This is a genomic window from Bradyrhizobium monzae (genome assembly GCF_021458635.1).
GTDB lineage: Bacteria > Pseudomonadota > Alphaproteobacteria > Rhizobiales > Xanthobacteraceae > Bradyrhizobium.
In genome coordinates this window covers 258,467-273,836 of the sequence record NZ_JAIRDQ010000005.1, presented here as the reverse complement: position 1 = coordinate 273,836, position 15,370 = coordinate 258,467, and the positions used below count along the sequence as shown (strand labels likewise).

The 15,370-nt window shown below is 64.1% G+C and carries 15 protein-coding genes; 8 read left to right on the top strand and 7 right to left on the bottom strand.

The genetic code is table 11. The annotated features are described in order from the left end of the window. Positions 1-93: 93 nt before the first annotated feature. Positions 94-624: a DedA family protein gene (locus K3F49_RS20575; RefSeq protein ID WP_234682769.1), complete on the bottom strand. Its 531-nt coding sequence runs from the start codon at positions 622-624 to the stop codon at positions 94-96. 274 nt (positions 625-898) lie between these two features. Between K3F49_RS20575 and parE the strand changes: the two genes are divergently transcribed. Further along, positions 899-2,947, top strand: a complete 2,049-nt coding sequence (parE, locus tag K3F49_RS20570) for a DNA topoisomerase IV subunit B (protein ID WP_234682768.1) — start codon at positions 899-901, stop codon at positions 2,945-2,947. Positions 2,948-3,372: 425 nt separating this feature from the next. Further along, positions 3,373-4,158, top strand: coding sequence for an outer membrane protein (locus K3F49_RS20565; protein WP_234682767.1), 786 nt, complete (start codon positions 3,373-3,375; stop codon positions 4,156-4,158). A gap of 35 nt (positions 4,159-4,193) precedes the next feature. On the opposite strand, the gene K3F49_RS39205 is transcribed toward K3F49_RS20565, so the two are convergent. Next, a complete protein-coding gene (locus tag K3F49_RS39205) occupies positions 4,194-4,325 on the bottom strand; it encodes a hypothetical protein (RefSeq protein ID WP_276575402.1) in 132 nt (43 codons plus the stop codon). 139 nt (positions 4,326-4,464) lie between these two features. Between K3F49_RS39205 and K3F49_RS20560 the strand changes: the two genes are divergently transcribed. After that, positions 4,465-4,650, top strand: a complete 186-nt coding sequence (locus K3F49_RS20560; RefSeq protein ID WP_007591540.1) for a hypothetical protein — start codon at positions 4,465-4,467, stop codon at positions 4,648-4,650. 21 nt (positions 4,651-4,671) lie between these two features. After that, positions 4,672-5,442, top strand: coding sequence for a glucose 1-dehydrogenase (locus K3F49_RS20555; RefSeq protein ID WP_234682766.1), 771 nt, complete (start codon positions 4,672-4,674; stop codon positions 5,440-5,442). A 207-nt stretch (positions 5,443-5,649) separates the two neighbouring features. Here the strand turns inward: K3F49_RS20555 and K3F49_RS20550 are convergent, their stop codons facing one another. The 3 genes from K3F49_RS20550 to K3F49_RS20540 all read right to left on the bottom strand — a co-directional run bounded on the left by K3F49_RS20550 (position 5,650) and on the right by K3F49_RS20540 (position 9,461). Next, positions 5,650-6,420, bottom strand: coding sequence for an outer membrane protein (locus K3F49_RS20550; RefSeq protein ID WP_234682765.1), 771 nt, complete (start codon positions 6,418-6,420; stop codon positions 5,650-5,652). Positions 6,421-6,599: 179 nt separating this feature from the next. Continuing rightward, entirely contained in the window at positions 6,600-7,856 is a 1,257-nt protein-coding gene (locus tag K3F49_RS20545; RefSeq protein ID WP_234682764.1) for an FAD-dependent oxidoreductase, read from the bottom strand. 81 nt (positions 7,857-7,937) lie between these two features. Beyond that, a complete protein-coding gene (locus tag K3F49_RS20540; RefSeq protein ID WP_234682763.1) occupies positions 7,938-9,461 on the bottom strand; it encodes a caspase family protein in 1,524 nt (507 codons plus the stop codon). 191 nt (positions 9,462-9,652) lie between these two features. Between K3F49_RS20540 and K3F49_RS20535 the strand changes: the two genes are divergently transcribed. The 4 genes from K3F49_RS20535 (at position 9,653) to fabA (ending at position 14,279) form a co-directional block, all read left to right on the top strand. Beyond that, positions 9,653-10,615 (top strand): helix-turn-helix transcriptional regulator, encoded by a 963-nt coding sequence (locus K3F49_RS20535; RefSeq protein ID WP_234683011.1) that lies wholly within the window; start codon positions 9,653-9,655, stop codon positions 10,613-10,615. A gap of 282 nt (positions 10,616-10,897) precedes the next feature. Continuing rightward, complete coding sequence (locus K3F49_RS20530) at positions 10,898-12,442, top strand: DEAD/DEAH box helicase (RefSeq protein ID WP_234682762.1); 1,545 nt, start codon at positions 10,898-10,900, stop codon at positions 12,440-12,442. A 128-nt stretch (positions 12,443-12,570) separates the two neighbouring features. Beyond that, positions 12,571-13,638 carry a GGDEF domain-containing protein gene (locus tag K3F49_RS20525; protein WP_234682761.1) on the top strand — a complete coding sequence of 356 codons (1,068 nt, stop codon included), beginning with the start codon at positions 12,571-12,573 and terminating at the stop codon, positions 13,636-13,638. A gap of 110 nt (positions 13,639-13,748) precedes the next feature. Further along, positions 13,749-14,279, top strand: a complete 531-nt coding sequence (gene fabA, locus K3F49_RS20520) for a bifunctional 3-hydroxydecanoyl-ACP dehydratase/trans-2-decenoyl-ACP isomerase (protein ID WP_234682760.1) — start codon at positions 13,749-13,751, stop codon at positions 14,277-14,279. 96 nt (positions 14,280-14,375) lie between these two features. Here fabA and K3F49_RS20515 read toward each other — a convergent pair whose 3' ends face one another. Then, a complete protein-coding gene (locus tag K3F49_RS20515; RefSeq protein ID WP_234682759.1) occupies positions 14,376-14,807 on the bottom strand; it encodes a TfoX/Sxy family protein in 432 nt (143 codons plus the stop codon). A gap of 136 nt (positions 14,808-14,943) precedes the next feature. Beyond that, positions 14,944-15,354, bottom strand: a complete 411-nt coding sequence (locus K3F49_RS20510; RefSeq protein ID WP_094974332.1) for a HesB/IscA family protein — start codon at positions 15,352-15,354, stop codon at positions 14,944-14,946. Positions 15,355-15,370: the final 16 nt, after the last annotated feature.

Here is a 15,370-nt window from a genome sequence, read left to right as displayed (position 1 = left end):
TCAACTAGCAGGCGAACATTACCAGCCACACTCTCGAAAAGAACGACTTTTAGATTTCTTCCGCCCCGCGGGCGCAACCCGTCCCGGGCTCGCTCAGATGACGCGCCAGAGCCATTCCATGATCTTCGCGATCACATCGCCGAACAGCAGGAGCGCCGCCGCCCAGACCAGCGCGGAGACAAAATTGGCGGCCTGAAAACTCCAGTAGGGCATCTCGAAAATGCCTGCCGCGAGCGGCACGGAAGCGCGCAAGGGGCCGAAGAAGCGGCCGATGAAGATGCTGGGCACGCCCCAGCTCCGCACGAAGGCCTCGCCCTTGGGCAGGATTTCCGGATAGCGCGACAGCGGCCACATCTGCGCGACCTTCTCCTTGTAGCGATAGCCGAACCAGTAGGAGACCCAGTCGCCCAGCGCCGCGCCGATCGCGCCTGCAATCCAGATCGGATAGAAGCTGATGCCGCTCACCCCGATCAGCGCGCCGATGGCGACCAGTGCGCCCCAGGCCGGGATCAACAGCGAGATGAAGGCCAGCGATTCCCCGAACGACAAGAGGAACACGATCGGAGCAGCCCAAGCCTGGTGAAGGCGCACGAAATCGGCCAGTGCGTGCGCGTACTGCTCCATTCCAGAATTGCCTTCCCGCCCCGCATCGAGGTCCTGTCAGATGGAAAAGACTGGTAAGCCAAGGGCTTGTGTGACATCAAGTCACAAAGCCCGGGTCGGGCGAGCCGGGGGGTCAAATTGCCGGCACTTGGTTAGCTTGCGGCGTAAATTCGCCGGGATTAGCTACCACCCCACAGCGCCCAAGCTGCCCTGCGGTAACCTTTCGAGGCCAGAAGTGGCATAGTCAGGCCAACCGATTCGCCGCCTTCGCGGCCCTCAGAACGCATCAAGATATATGTCCAAGCAGTTGAAAACAAAAAGTAAAGACGACTTGTTCGACGGCAATGAGCCGAAGGGACGCGCTAGTACCGCGAAGGCGGCCCCGCGCGCGACCGGTGGCGAGGCCGACTACACGGCCGCCGACATCGAGGTGCTCGAAGGCCTGGAACCGGTCCGGCGCAGGCCTGGCATGTATATCGGCGGCACCGACGAAAAGGCGCTGCATCATCTCTTCGCCGAAGTCATCGACAATTCGATGGACGAGGCGCTGGCCGGGCACGCGACCTTCATTGGCGTCGAGCTCTCCGCAGACGGCTTCCTCACCGTCACTGACAACGGTCGCGGCATCCCGATCGATCCGCACCCGAAGTTCCCGAAGAAGTCGGCGCTTGAAGTCATCATGTGCACGCTGCATTCGGGCGGCAAGTTCGACAGCAAGGTCTACGAGACCTCGGGCGGCCTGCACGGCGTCGGCATCTCCGTGGTGAATGCCCTCTCCTCGCGGCTCGAGGTCGAGGTCGCGCGCGGCCAGAAGCTGCATCGCATGACGTTCGAGCGCGGCCATCCCAAGGGCAAGCTCGAGGATCTCGGCAAGGTCAACAACCGCCGCGGCACGCGCGTGCGGTTCAAGCCTGACACCGACATCTTCGGCGCCAAGGCCGCGTTCAAGCCGCAGCGCCTGTTCAAGATGACGCGCTCGAAGGCCTATCTGTTCGGCGGCGTGGAGATACGCTGGAACTGCGCGCCCGACCTGCTCAAGGGCGTCGAGGACGTTCCGCCGGAAGCGACCTTCCATTTCCCCGGTGGCCTGAAGGATTACCTGGCGGCGGCGATCCACGCCGACACGCTAGTGCATCCCGACATCTTCTCCGGCAAGTCCGGCCGCAACGGCGCGCATGGCGCCTGCGAATGGGCCGTGGCCTGGACCGCGGATGCCGACGGCTTCCTGTCCTCCTACACCAACACCGTGCCGACGCCCGATGGCGGTACGCACGAATCCGGCCTGCGCAGCGCGCTGTTGCGCGGCCTGAAGGATCACGCCGAACGCGTCGGCCAGGGCAAGCGCGCTTCGTCCATCACCTCGGAAGACGTCATGGTGGGCGCCGCCGTGATGCTGTCAGTGTTCGTGCGCGAGCCTGAATTCCAGGGGCAGACCAAGGATCGTCTCGCCACTGCCGAGGCGCAGCGCATCGTCGAACAGGCGATGAAGGATCCGTTCGACCATTGGCTGTCGGGCAATCCGAACATGGCCAACCGGCTGCTCGACTTCGTGATCGACCGCGCCGAGGAGCGGCTGCGCCGGCGGCAGGAGAAAGAGACCGCGCGGAAAACCGCGGGCAAGAAGCTGCGCCTGCCCGGCAAGCTCGCCGACTGCACCGACGCGGGCACCGAAGGCTCCGAGCTCTTCATCGTCGAGGGTGACTCGGCCGGCGGCAGCGCCAAGCAGGCGCGCGACCGCAAGACGCAAGCGGTGCTGCCGTTGCGTGGCAAGATCCTCAACGTCGCCTCCGCCGGCAAGGACAAGCTGACGGCGAACGCCCAGCTCTCCGATCTCGTGCAGGCGATCGGCTGCGGCCAGCTTCTGCAATATCGCGAAGAGGATCTGCGCTATCAGCGCATCATCATCATGACCGACGCCGACGTCGACGGCGCGCACATCGCCTCGCTGCTGATCACGTTCTTCTACCGGCAGATGCCGAAGCTGATCGACGAAGGACATCTCTTCCTCGCGGTGCCGCCGCTGTACAAGCTGACCCACGGCCAGAAGTCGGTCTACGCCCGCGACGACAAGCACAAGGAAGAGCTGATCAAGAGCACGTTCACCGCCAACGCCAAGGTCGAGGTGAACCGCTTCAAAGGCCTCGGCGAGATGATGCCGGCGCAGCTCAAGGAAACCACCATGGATCCGGGCAAGCGGACGCTGCTCAAGGTGGTCCTGCTGCCCGACGACCGCGACACCACGGCGGATTCGGTGGAGCGCCTGATGGGCACCAAGGCCGAAGCGCGCTTCGCCTTCATCTCCGACAAGGCCGAGTTCGCCAGCGACGAGCTGCTCGACGTCTGACGCAGCGATTCCCGTCGAAAAGCCCCGGCCCGAAGCCGGGGCTTTTTCGTTTTTGGAGGACGTGCAGCGTTTTTCCCGATGATTCACCCGCCGCAATCCGGTCCTGAAGGTGCGACTCGGCCAACGACTCACAGCGCCAGGTCAGGTCCAAGGCTGAGGAGGATTGCCTCCGTTTCGGACAAAGGCGAATTCCTAATGAAAACTTACCTTGGACAAGGGTTCCGAAACTCGCCTAATCCATTGAAATTACGTATATTTTCTAACCAATGACGTTCGTACCCCGAAACCCGACCAGCTGGCGTTTCCCGGCGACTGTGCCTGCCCTGCAACAGCATTTCGGCGAGAACCGTCTATAGTCCGGGCATCAGATCACACGGACTTCAGTGCGCTCGCGCCTGCTACGAACCAAGGTTGGGGATTTTATCATGAAGAAGATTGCACTCGCACTGACCGCGATTGCGGCAATGACCGGTTCGGCTTCGGCGGCTGACCTTGCGGCCCGTCCCTACGTCAAGGCCCCGATGGTTGCTCCGGTTGCCAACTGGACCGGCTTCTACGTGTTCGGCGGCGGCGGCGGCGGTCTCTCGAACTCCGACCAGTCCGTCCAGTCGACCGTCGGCGCTGTTCCGCTGACCATCACCCAGCGTCAGGGTGGCTCGGGCTGGTTCGGCACCGTCGGCCTCGGCTACGACTGGCAGTTCAGCGGCACTTGGGTCGCCGGCGTGTTCGCTGACGGTCAGTTCGGCAGCATCCGCTCCACCGTGCAGGATCCGCTCACCGGCGTCACCGGCAACCAGAAGCTTGAAGACTCCTGGGCTGCGGGTGTCCGCCTCGGCTGGCTGGTCGCTCCGAACGTTCTCTCCTACGTCAACGGCGGTTACTCCGGCGCTCACTTCGGCAGCACCAACTTCATGACCCTGGCTGGCGTTCCCGCCGGTACCCATCTCAACGGCTACAACCGCAACGGCTGGTTCGTCGGCGGTGGTGTCGAGAACAGCCTGAACATCTTCGGTATCACCTCGCCCGGCTGGTTCATGAAGACCGAATATCGCTCCGCCTTCTACGATGCGAAGACCCAGGACGAGATCTCCAACGTCACCAACCTGCCGACGGGCATCAACAGCATCCGCGCCAACAGCTGGAACCAGACGATCTCGACCTCGCTGGTCTATCGCTTCAACTGGACCGGCCCGGTCGTCGCCAAGTACTGAGCTGAAAAGTACTGAGCTGATCTGAGATTCAGACGTTAAAGCCCCGGCACCGCCGGGGCTTTTTCGTCATGGGGCCCCGGCATCGTCGCACTCCCGCCGTAGGTCAGCGCCGTCACGGGCGCGCTCCGCGTCGCAGCGGTGCTCACGATCATCTTGCGCGCGGACATGCGTCCTCCCCGCGGCCCTGCGTCCGCAGCCATTGTATCCGAACCGAAGCTGCGGCTAGTCTGGCGGGAAGTTTTCGTGACCGGCGGTGATCGTTGATGCCGACGGTCGCGACAGAGTCAGACCGATAGGGAGGAATGCATGCGCAGATTTCTGCTTGTCGCAGGCCTGTTTGCCCTCGCCGTCGGGCTGCTCTGGATCGGACAGGGCACGGGCACCGTCGCCTGGCCGCGATCGAGCTTCATGGTCAACCAGCTGCAATGGGCCGGCTATGGCGCCGCCATGGCAGGCTTCGGGCTGGTGCTGATCTGGCAAAGCAACCAATAGAAGAAACCAGGAAGTGAAAGCATGACATCCAACCGGTTCGATCTCCGCGGCAAGGTCGCGATCGTCACAGGAGGCAATGGCGGCATCGGCCTCGGCCTCGCGCACGGGCTTGCGGACGCCGGCGCCGATATCGCCGTGGTCGGACGCAACGAAACCAAGTCGCTTGCTGCGGTTGCGGATCTCAAAGCGCGCGGCGTGAAAGCGATCGCCGTCACCACCGATGTCACCGACAAGGCGGCGATCGCCGCGATGGTCGAGCGTGTCGTCAAGGATCTCGGCCGCATCGACATCCTCATCAACAATGCCGGGATGAGCATCCGCAAACCGCCGCACGAGCTCGAGCTCGACGAGTGGAATACGGTGATCAATACCAACCTCACCAGCGCCTTTCTGTGCTCGAAGCTGGCTTATCCGGCGCTGAAGGCGTCGGGCAACGGCAAGGTGATCAACATCGGCTCGATGATGTCGATCTTCGGCGCGAGCTTCGCCACCGCATACGCGGCGAGCAAAGGCGGCATCGTGCAGTACACGCGCGCCTGCGCCAACGCCTGGGCGCCCGACAACATCCAGGTCAATGCCATCCTGCCGGGCTGGATCGACACCGATCTCACCCGCGGCGCGCGGAAGCAGGTGTCGGGCCTGCACGAGCGCGTGCTGGCGCGCACGCCCGCGGGGCGCTGGGGCGACATCGACGACTTCGCCGGCATCGCCGTATTCCTCGCCTCGTCCGCCTCGAACTTCGTCACGGGCACCGCGATCCCCGTCGACGGCGGTTTCTCGGTGATGGCGTAAGCCAACTCTCGTCGCATGAAAAAGCCCCGGCTCGCGCCGGGGCTTTGAAGCCGCGCTTGGCAGAAGAAACCAGTATTTCGCGACTACTGCCGTGGTGCCCCGTGCGACTCGCGTTCAAGTCGACGCAAAAAAGAAGCCCCGGGCGAAGCCGGGGCTTTGAATTGTTGGCAGAGCTTTTTTTAGGTAACCGGTTGTTCGTTGTCGCGCTCAGTAGCGCGCGATGACCGGCGCGTCGAACTTGTAGCTGGCGCGAACGACCGCCCACTGGATGTCGCGCGGCTTGGCATCGAAGGTGTAGTTCCCCGAGGTGCCACCGAGCTGATAGGTCTGGCTGCCGAAGGCCGCGTAATTGTACTCGAGGCCGACGATCCAGTTGCGGGTGATGCCGTATTCCCAGCCGGCGCCCACGGTCCAGCCGTTGGCCCAGTGGGTCTGACCGCCCGAACCCGTCGCCGCACCGACCGTGTCGGTCACCGACAGACGGTTGTTCACGCCGGCATAACCGCCCTTGATGTAGAACAGGTTGTTCTGAACCGCGAAGCCGGCGCGACCGACGACGGTCGCGAGCAGGTTCGCACGCCAGGTGAACACGTCGTCGCCCGCGCCGAACGCGTTGTTCACGACGGTGCCCTTGTTGTCGAGGCCGGAGATCGTGCCTTCCATGCCGAACACGTAGTTGTTGGCCTGCCAGTTGTAGCCGATCTGGGCGCCGCCCATGATGCCGGTACCACGCTGACGATAGCCCTGGCCGGGCGTCAGATCACCGAACGGCGCGCCGACGCCATTGTTGATGAACTGCTCATTGGTCCAGGCACCACCGATGTGGCCGCCGACATAGAAGCCGGTCCAGTTGAACAGCGGCTCGATATAAGCGGGCGCCTTGGTGTAGGGACGCGCGGCGAGATCGGCGGCGGAAGAGGCGCCGGCCGAAACCAGAGCTGTCGTGCAGGCGAAGGCAGCAATCAATTTGTTACGCATGGTACACCCCGTGTCCTCTGATGGGCGCACGCTCACACGCAGTTCTTACTCAAATTTGAATCAAGAAAGTTAAGGCGCAGGATTGGCACATCGCGGTCTTTGAATCCGCATCCGCTGTGGCACGAACGCAACGCAAAGCGCGCGATTTAACGCGGCATTATCCCTACCGAATCCCTGCGCTACGCCGCCGGCGCGGCTTTCGAATGCACGTGCTCTGGCCGCACACCGATGGCAAGGAAGCGCGCCGGAATGCCCTGAAGCCATGGCCATGCGGAGATCAACCGCAGGAGCAGCGGTACCTTGAGCGGACGATCGCCGCCCTGCAGCGCCCCGCTGATGATATGGTTCTGCACGATCACTTGCATCGCCTGCGTCATCTTCACGGGAAACTCGCGGCGGCGCCGCACGGCGTCGAGCTCATCCTCCGATGGACAGCCGCGCGTCAGCCTGTCCGCGAGCAGGTTGGCGGTTGCGACCGCATCCTGCACGGCAAGATTGACGCCGACGCCGCCGACGGGCGACATCGCATGCGCGGCGTCGCCGATGCAGAGCAATCCAGGTTGCGTCCAGCGGCTCAGGCGATTGATTGCGACCGTGAGAAGCTTGACGTCGTCAAAGCTCTTCACGTCGGCGATACCCTGCCTGAGAATCGGCGCCATGCGCACGACGTCGTCGAGCAGGGCCTGCAATCCCCTCGCCTTCACCGCATCGTATTGTCCCTTGGCGATGACATAGGCGCATTGCCAGTAATCACCGCGATCGAACGTGACCATCATCTTGCCGGGCTCGATCCGCGCGAAGAGTTTTTCGGTCTCGTCCGGCTTACGGCCGGCGCGAAACCAGAGCACGTCCATCGGCGCGCCGATCTCCTCGACGCCGAGGCCCGCGCGTTCGCGCACCGTCGAATGCCGGCCGTCACAGGCGATGGTGAGATCCGCCTCGATGTCGACGATGCCGTCGGGCCTCCTGGCGCGCACGCCGGCGACGGCATCACCGCGGCGGATCAGATCGACGGCTTCGGTGCTCATCAGCACCTCGAGCGAGGCGAACCGTCGGCCCGCGTCGCGCAGGAAATTGAGAAAATCCCACTGCGGCATGAAGGCGATGAACGGGTACTTCGTATTCAGCCGGCTGAGATCGGCGATCCGCACCTTGGTGCCGCCGAACAGACCGTCCATCTTCTGCAAGCGCTGGTGCGGCAGCTTGAGGAAGCCGTCAATGAGGCCGAGCTCGTCCATCACCTGAAGCGTCGAGGGATGCACGGTGTCGCCGCGAAAATCGCGAAAGAAATCGGCGTGCTTCTCCAGCACCACGACATCGATGCCGGCACGCCCCAGCAGGTAGCCGAGCATGATGCCGGCCGGTCCGCCGCCGACGATGCAGCAGCGGACTTTTCGGACGCGCGTTACGGGTTGATCCGGCGTGACTGTGTCCATGACCCGACTCTCACTGCTGCAATCGCTCGGGCGATTGTAGCGCCGGCGAGCGTCGGCAGCATGTTCAATCTGAGCAAGCGCTCAATTGTTGCTGCGGTTGGCCGTGCGAAAACTCTTGACCTCCGACACGCTGCCGTCGCGGTAGGTCAATTCGACGGACATGAACTGAGTCGCCGGCGGCAGCTTCTGGTACAGCAGCATGCCGGCCGTGATTGCCGAGGGATCGCGCAGATCGCATGGCGGCATCTTCAGCACCTTGTCCGGCACCGCCGTGTCGATGCCGATGCGCACCTCGCGGATCGCGCAGCGGTAGGAGACGAGATGCGTGTAATAGACCAGCAGCCCGTTGAACTCGCGGAACGACAACCAGCTCGTGGCGGTCATGTCGAGGATCTTGCGCTGATCGCGGACCAACGCCGCTTCGGGATCGAACTTGATCGGGAACGGACCCTGCATGTCGCCGGATGCGTCGACATAACGGACCTCGATGGTGCCGGCCTGCGCATCGGGGGGCAGCTCGATCGACGGGTTCGGCATCCGCTTGCGCGTGCGCGGATCCAGCGAGTCCATGAAGCCGGTTTCGCGGAAATCACCGCTGCCGGCCATGCGCCAGGACACCCCGAGCGTGGGATCGGCGAAGGAGAACGTCACGCTCCAGCCGCCATTGTGGCGCGAGAAGCTCGCGATCGGCGCGTTGGTGGTCTCCTCCTTCGGCACACGTGGCACCGAGACGGGCGGCAGCGCCGCGAGCTTCTGCTGCGGGGGATCGGCCGGGCGCGCGGCAGCGGCCGCCGCATCCTTTGCGGCACCGCTGAGGAAGACGTCGTCGACCATCTGGTCGAAATAGACCGGCACCTGCTTGTGCTTGACGGTGTCGGCCATCTCGCTGACCATGCGGCGCGTGCGCTGTGCGACCTGCACGAGGTTCTCGCCGGGCTGCAGCAGCTCCTTGGCAAAGGTGCGCGTGAACACCGAATTGGGATTGGCATCGTCGTTGGAGAGGCGATCGAGCGCGGTCTGCCGCGGGCCTGCCGAGAACACCGAGAACACGCCTTCGGGCAGCTGCGTCATCGGCGCCAGCCCGCCACCGCCGGCGACTGCGCGCGTGCCGCTGCGCTCGAACGGATTGTTGCGGCAGGCGTCGAACACCAGGATCGAGGTGCGCGCCTTCTTGTTCTGGAGTCGCTCGACGATACGGTCGGCGAGAATGGATGCGTCGCGCACCAGCTCTTCCTGGCCTTCAGTCGCCGCCGGCACGTCGGTCGGCAGCAGATAGTTCTGGCCCGCGATCTCGAAGCCGTGGCCGGCGTAGAAGAAGAATGCGGTGTCGCCGGGCTCGATCGCCCGATCGAAGGCGAGCAGCGTCTCGGAGAATTGCTGACGGTTCTGGTTTTCGGCGACCATCACGGTGAAGCCGAGTTGCTTCAGCGTATCGCCCATGGTGCGGGCGTCGTTGACGGCCTTCAGGAGCTTGGGAACGTTCTTGTAGTCGTTGTTGCCGACGACGAGCGCGACGCGCTTTTCGGCATGTGCGGCCCCCGCGAAGCCGCCGAGGCTCGCCGCCAGGCCGAGTGCTGCCAGAATTCTGAAAACCCGACGCATCATCGTGACATTCCCGTTGCGGAACGGCCCCCGTCGGCTCCATGCGGAACCCTACGCCGTTGATGTGATAGTCGGTCCAGCGGTAGCGGCGGTTCAACCGGTCCGAGCCCGCGATTCCACGATCTGGCCTATGGCAGATTCCCGTGGAATCTGCTTTTTTCATGGGCGGAATTCCGTTGGGGACGGGGGCTGCCGTGTATCGCTGGTGCACCGACGAAGTCGAGCCGCACGATCGCTTCGATTTTTGGCGCGAGGTGCGCGCCAAGGGGCTGTTCGGGGTCACGGCGGAACTCGAGCGCGAACAACGCCCAGGCTTTTACGGAGAGTTCTCGCTGAGCCAGGTCGGCAACGGAGCCCTCGTGGAGCTGAAAGCCTCGTCCTATGCGGTCGAGCGCAGCCAGGCCGACATCGGCTACGCGCCGGGTGACAGCATCTGCGTCTACCAGCAGCTCGGCGGCGGCGGCTGGTTCGGCGGCATGCGCTCCAGCGATTTCGCGATCGCCCATGGCGGCTTTGCCACCAGCCATACCGACCTGCCCTACCGCACGCGGCCGCTGGGCGATTCCGGTTTTCACCTGCGTATCCTGAAAATCCCCGTCAGCGGGCTCGCGACACAGGACAAGCGCACGCGTGAGCTTGCGCCCAGGGTTTTCAACGATCCCGCGCTCGCACCTCTGCTCGAAGCCTGCTTTGCCGACCTCGGCGAGACGGCGGCGAATGATGGTTCGTCCGGCGCGGTCCCGCTGGTGCAGGCGCTCGGGCATCTGGCGCTGATCGAGCGCGGCATCGTCAGGCCGGGCAGCCGGCGCGGACAGGCCGCGCTCCGGACCGCCCGCCTGTCACTGGCGCGGCGCCTGATCGCGCGCCATCTTCAAGACCCGGATCTGGCGCCAACGCGAGTGGCCGACCTGCTCGGCGTCTCCGTGCGCCATTTGCACATGCTGTTCGAAGCCGCCGACCGCAGCTTCTCGCAGACCGTGACGGAAGAGCGGCTAAAGCAGAGCCGCCGCTTGATGCGCGAAGCGCCGGAGCGGCTGATCGCCGACATCGCGAGCGCCTGCGGTTTCGAGAGCCTGGCGACCTATTACCGGGTCTTCAATGCCGCGTATGGCATGGCGCCTGGCGATTTCCGAGCCCAGGCCGCAGGGGCGCGTTAACCACCGGGCTTGCCGCCCGCGGCGAAAAGCCGAGCCGCGCCCGGTATTTGGGCAAAAACCTAAGGGTTTTTAGGACCTTCCCGCGCCTGCTCCATTGACTTTGGCCGATTCCGCCCTATGTTCCGGGTCGACGCGGCTCGGTATCGAAGAGCGATTCCTGAGCTTGGCGCTTTGTTCGCGTGAGTCAGCACCCCCAGCTTCTTTGAGAGCGCGCCGTTTCGGGGTGGAACGCGACAGCCTTATTACCCTCGATTCCGAACGGCGGTTTCGACCAGAGGCTCAATGTCCTTTTCCAATCTCGGACTATCCGAAAAAGTCCTCGCCGCAGTGGCGGCCACCGGTTACACCACCCCGACCCCCATTCAGGAACAGGCGATCCCCCACGTCCTCGCACGCAAGGACGTGCTCGGCATCGCCCAGACCGGCACCGGCAAGACCGCGGCCTTCGTGCTGCCGATGCTCACCATCCTCGAAAAGGGTCGCGCCCGCGCACGCATGCCGCGCACGCTGATCCTGGAGCCGACCCGCGAGCTCGCAGCGCAGGTGAAGGAAAACTTCGACCGCTACGGCGCCGGCCAGAAACTCAACGTCGCCCTGCTGATCGGCGGCGTCTCGTTCGGCGACCAGGATGCCAAGCTGACCCGCGGCGTCGACGTGCTGATCGCCACCCCGGGCCGGCTGCTCGACCATACCGAGCGAGGCGGCCTGCTGCTCACCGGCGTCGAGCTGCTCGTCATCGACGAAGCCGACCGCATGCTGGACATGGGCTTCATCCCGGACATCGAGCGCATCTGCAAGCTCGTCCCCTTCACGCGGCAGACCCTGTTCTTCACCGCGACCATGCCGCCGGAAATCCGGCGCATCACCGAAACCTTCCTGCACAATCCGCAGAAGGTCGAAGTCTCCAAGCCCGCGACCACCGCCGTTACCGTCACGCAGTCGCAGGTGCCTGCCGGACGCGAGGCGCATGAAAAGCGCGAGCTGCTGCGCCGCCTGCTGCGCGAGGCCAAGGATCTCAAGAACGCGATTATCTTCTGCAATCGCAAGCGCGAAGTCGCGGTCGTTCACAAGTCACTTCAGAAGCACGGTTTCAGCGTCGGCGCACTGCATGGCGACATGGATCAGCCGGCCCGCATGGCGGCCCTCGAGCAGTTCCGCAAGGGTGAGCTGCCGCTGCTGGTCGCCTCCGACGTCGCCGCCCGCGGCCTCGATATTCCCGAGGTCAGCCACGTCTTCAATTTCGACGTCCCCCATCATCCCGACGATTACGTCCATCGCGTCGGCCGCACCGGTCGTGCCGGCCGCACCGGCACCGCGATCTCGATCGTGACGCCGCTCGACCAGAAGTCGATGGTTGCGATCGAAAAGCTGATCGGCCAGAACATTCCCCGCGCCGAAGGCGAATACGAAGTCCACGCTGAAAGCGGCGAGCGGAGCGACCGTCCTCGCGAATCGCGCGGGCGCGATCGTGAACGTTCCCGCGGCGGACGCGGCAAGCCGCAGCGCGGTCGCGACCGTGAGCGCAGCCACGAGCCGCGCGAGGCGAGACACTCCTCCGAGGCAACGCCTTCGCCGGATGCAGCGCCTACCGCCGAAGCACGGCCCGCGCGCGAAGCGAGGCCTGCACGCGAGGCAAGGCCTCCGCGTGAAGCCAGGCAGTCCGCCGAGCCACGTCATGGCGCACGCCAGCAGGCCAGCAATTCCCATGTGCCGTCGATCGGTCGTCCCGAACCGCGCCGCCAGCGCGAAGCCGATACCGAGCCCGGCGATCACTCGCACCTCCCGGCGTTCCTGCTCCGACCGGTCCGCTCCCCCGCCGGGGCCTGAACCGACAATACACGTGCAAGTTGAACGGCCGGCCGTTTACCGACCGTTCACGATCATCCGTTAGCCTACGAACATAATTTAAGCATTGCTGCGGTCGTGAGCGCACCGACCGTCGTGGGGTATGTTCTGTGGTCAAGGTTCTCGATGAACATGAACGCACGATGGCGTTCGCCGAGGTGGCACTCGGTCAGATCAGGTCGCTGAAGCAGACCGCAATTCCCCGCAACTACGAGATCTGGTACGTTTACGCGACCGGTTACAATGCCCCGCTCAACAAGATCATCAACGAGACGCTGGCACGCAACGGCAAGCTGACCGAAGCCGATCTCGAGCAGATCTACGACACCTATCTCTCCCACATCAAAACGACCGACCGCATCGACAAGGTCGGTGCGCGCGTCATCGGCGAGATCGACGACGTGATGACCGTCTTGAGCGACGCGCTCGGCATGACCGGCGCCTACGACACCAGCCTGTCGGGCGCGACCGAGCAATTGTCCTCTGCGAAGACCCGCGAGCAGATCGAGACGATCGTCGAAGCGCTGCTACGTTCGACCGGCGAGATGCGCGAGACCAACAAGGCGCTGGAAGACCGGCTGACGCTATCGAAGAACGAGATCAGCAACCTCCAGCAAAGCCTCGAAGCGATCCGCGCCGAGAGCCTGACCGATCCGCTGACCGGCCTCGGCAACCGCAAATATTTCGACCGCATGATCGGCATGGCCGTGCAGAGCGCGCTCGCGAGCGGCGAGCCACTGTCGCTCCTGCTGTTCGACATCGACCATTTCAAATCGTTCAACGATTCCTACGGCCATCTCACCGGCGACCAGGTGCTCCGGCTCGTCGGCCTGTCCCTTAAGCAGACCATCAAAGGCCAGGATATCACCGCACGCTATGGCGGCGAGGAATTCGCGGTCGTGCTGCCCAACACCGCACTGCGCCAGGCTCTTACCGTCGCCGACCATATCCGCCGCGCCGTGATGGCGAAGGAGTTGAAGAAGAAGTCGACCGGCGAGATCCTCGGCCGCGTCACCATCTCCGTCGGCGTCTCGATGCTGAAGCAGGGCGACGACACCGACACGCTGATCGATCGTGCGGATGCCTGCCTCTACGCGGCCAAGCGCAACGGCCGCAACCGCGTGATCTGTGAAGTCGACCCCGAATACGCGGTCGAGACCCACAATCGGGTGGCGTGACGCAGAAGCGGCAGGCCGGTCAGCCGCCCGCGCTTGAAATTCCAACCTGACGACCGACATCTTTCTCACCACTTGCAGCGTCTGATCGCGCGTATCGAGGACTTGTTGTCGTGCCCAATCCTCATGATTTTCACAGGCCACAATCGTCCTACACCAGGGACGAACTGCTGAGATCGAGTGACGGCGGCTATTTCGGTCCGGGCAATGCGCAATTACCGGCGCCGCCGATGCTCATGATGGACCGCATCACCGAGATCAGCCTGGACGGCGGCGCGTTCGGCAAGGGGCACATCGTCGGCGAGCTCGACATTGTGCCGGACCACTGGTTCTTCGATTGTTACTATCGCGGTGACGCGATGATGCCGGGAAGTCTTGGCCTGGATGCGATGTGGCAGATGGTCGGCTACTGGCTCGGCTGGTCGGGCTCGCTGGGCAAGGGCCGCGCCATCGGCGCCGGCGAGGTTGAGGTCACCGGCGCCATCACGCCGGAGACGCGATCCGTGCGCTACGAGGTCGCCATGCGCATGGTCCGCCGCGGCAAGCTGGTGCTCGGCATTGCCGATGGCGGCGTGTTGGCCGACGGCACCTGCGTTTTTGTGGCGAAGAATATGCGAGTTGGTTTGACCAAGGCCGCGGATTAAGCCAGCGGTCTCGTTGGGTGGGCAAAGGCGCATAGCGCCGTGCCCGCCATTTTCCCGCGATTGATAATGTGGTGGGCACGCCGCGCTTTGTCCGTCCTACCGCACCGCTTTCTTGGTTGGCTTCTTGCCCGAACGCTTCTTCGCAACGGGCTTGTTTGGTGTGCCCTTACTCGCCTTCTTCGCCACGGCTTTCTTCTTCGGCCGCTTCTTCACCTTGGCGCGCTGGGCGGCGGCAAGCGCGGCCCTCGCCCACCGCGCCAGTTCCTCGGAATCGTCGAACAGGCGCGCCGGCAGCTCCCAATAGGAGTTCACCAGCACAGTCTTGGCGCGTGTCGAATACTGGAATGGTTTCGAGCCTTCCGCTTCAAAGTCCGGAATGGTCACCTCGTCGGCGCGAAAGAACAGGCCAGCACGCAGGGCGAGCGCGAAGTTGACGCCGTCGGCGGAGATGCCGTAGCCGGAGAACATCTTTCGGATGGCGACGGGGCCGAAATCGGCGAACAGGTCGATCAGGAATTCGCGGTCCATCGAGGGCTTTCCGGAGCGAGCAGGTCAGCCTTCATACCACTGCCGTCATTGCGAGCGAAGCGAAGCAATCCAGACTGTTTCCGCGGAGACAGTCTGGATTGCTTCGTCGCTTCGCTCCTCGCAATGACGTCCGGATTTACCCGTCGATCTTGGCCGGGCGAAGCTCGACCGACTCGCCGCAGCCGCAGGCGGAGATCTGGTTGGGGTTGTTGAAGACGAACTGGGCCTGCATCTTGTCGGCCTTGTAGTCCATCTCGGTGCCGAGCAGGAACAGCACGGCCTTGGGGTCGACCAGGATCTTGACGCCCTTGTCCTCGACGACCTCGTCGGTCGGGCGGACATCGTGGGCGTATTCGACCGTGTAGGACTGGCCGGCGCAGCCGCCGTTCTTCACGCCGACGCGCAGGCCGACGATCTCGGAGTCCGCGCGGTTCGTCAGTTCGCTGATGCGCTGGGCAGCGGCGTCCGTCAGCCGCATCACCTGCGGGCGGGGCCGCCGCGGCTTCGGAGTGGATGCTGGTGTTGAGCCGGACGAAATCTGTGTCATGTCAGTGATGTGGTCC

Bases quoted from the DNA above. Each gene is read 5' to 3' on its own strand.
- parE (WP_234682768.1), top strand. From the start codon at position 899: ATGTCCAAGCAGTTGAAAACAAAAAGTAAAGACGACTTGTTCGACGGC.
- K3F49_RS20545 (WP_234682764.1), bottom strand. From the start codon at position 7,856: ATGGACACAGTCACGCCGGATCAACCCGTAACGCGCGTCCGAAAAGTC.
- K3F49_RS20530 (WP_234682762.1), top strand. From the start codon at position 10,898: ATGTCCTTTTCCAATCTCGGACTATCCGAAAAAGTCCTCGCCGCAGTG.
- K3F49_RS20515 (WP_234682759.1), bottom strand. From the start codon at position 14,807: ATGGACCGCGAATTCCTGATCGACCTGTTCGCCGATTTCGGCCCCGTC.
- K3F49_RS39205 (WP_276575402.1), bottom strand. From the start codon at position 4,325: ATGTCCGCGCGCAAGATGATCGTGAGCACCGCTGCGACGCGGAGCGCG.
- K3F49_RS20575 (WP_234682769.1), bottom strand. From the start codon at position 624: ATGGAGCAGTACGCGCACGCACTGGCCGATTTCGTGCGCCTTCACCAG.
- K3F49_RS20540 (WP_234682763.1), bottom strand. From the start codon at position 9,461: ATGATGCGTCGGGTTTTCAGAATTCTGGCAGCACTCGGCCTGGCGGCG.
- K3F49_RS20510 (WP_094974332.1), bottom strand. From the start codon at position 15,354: ATGACACAGATTTCGTCCGGCTCAACACCAGCATCCACTCCGAAGCCG.
- K3F49_RS20550 (WP_234682765.1), bottom strand. From the start codon at position 6,420: ATGCGTAACAAATTGATTGCTGCCTTCGCCTGCACGACAGCTCTGGTT.
- K3F49_RS20560 (WP_007591540.1), top strand. From the start codon at position 4,465: ATGCGCAGATTTCTGCTTGTCGCAGGCCTGTTTGCCCTCGCCGTCGGG.
- K3F49_RS20565 (WP_234682767.1), top strand. From the start codon at position 3,373: ATGAAGAAGATTGCACTCGCACTGACCGCGATTGCGGCAATGACCGGT.
- K3F49_RS20555 (WP_234682766.1), top strand. From the start codon at position 4,672: ATGACATCCAACCGGTTCGATCTCCGCGGCAAGGTCGCGATCGTCACA.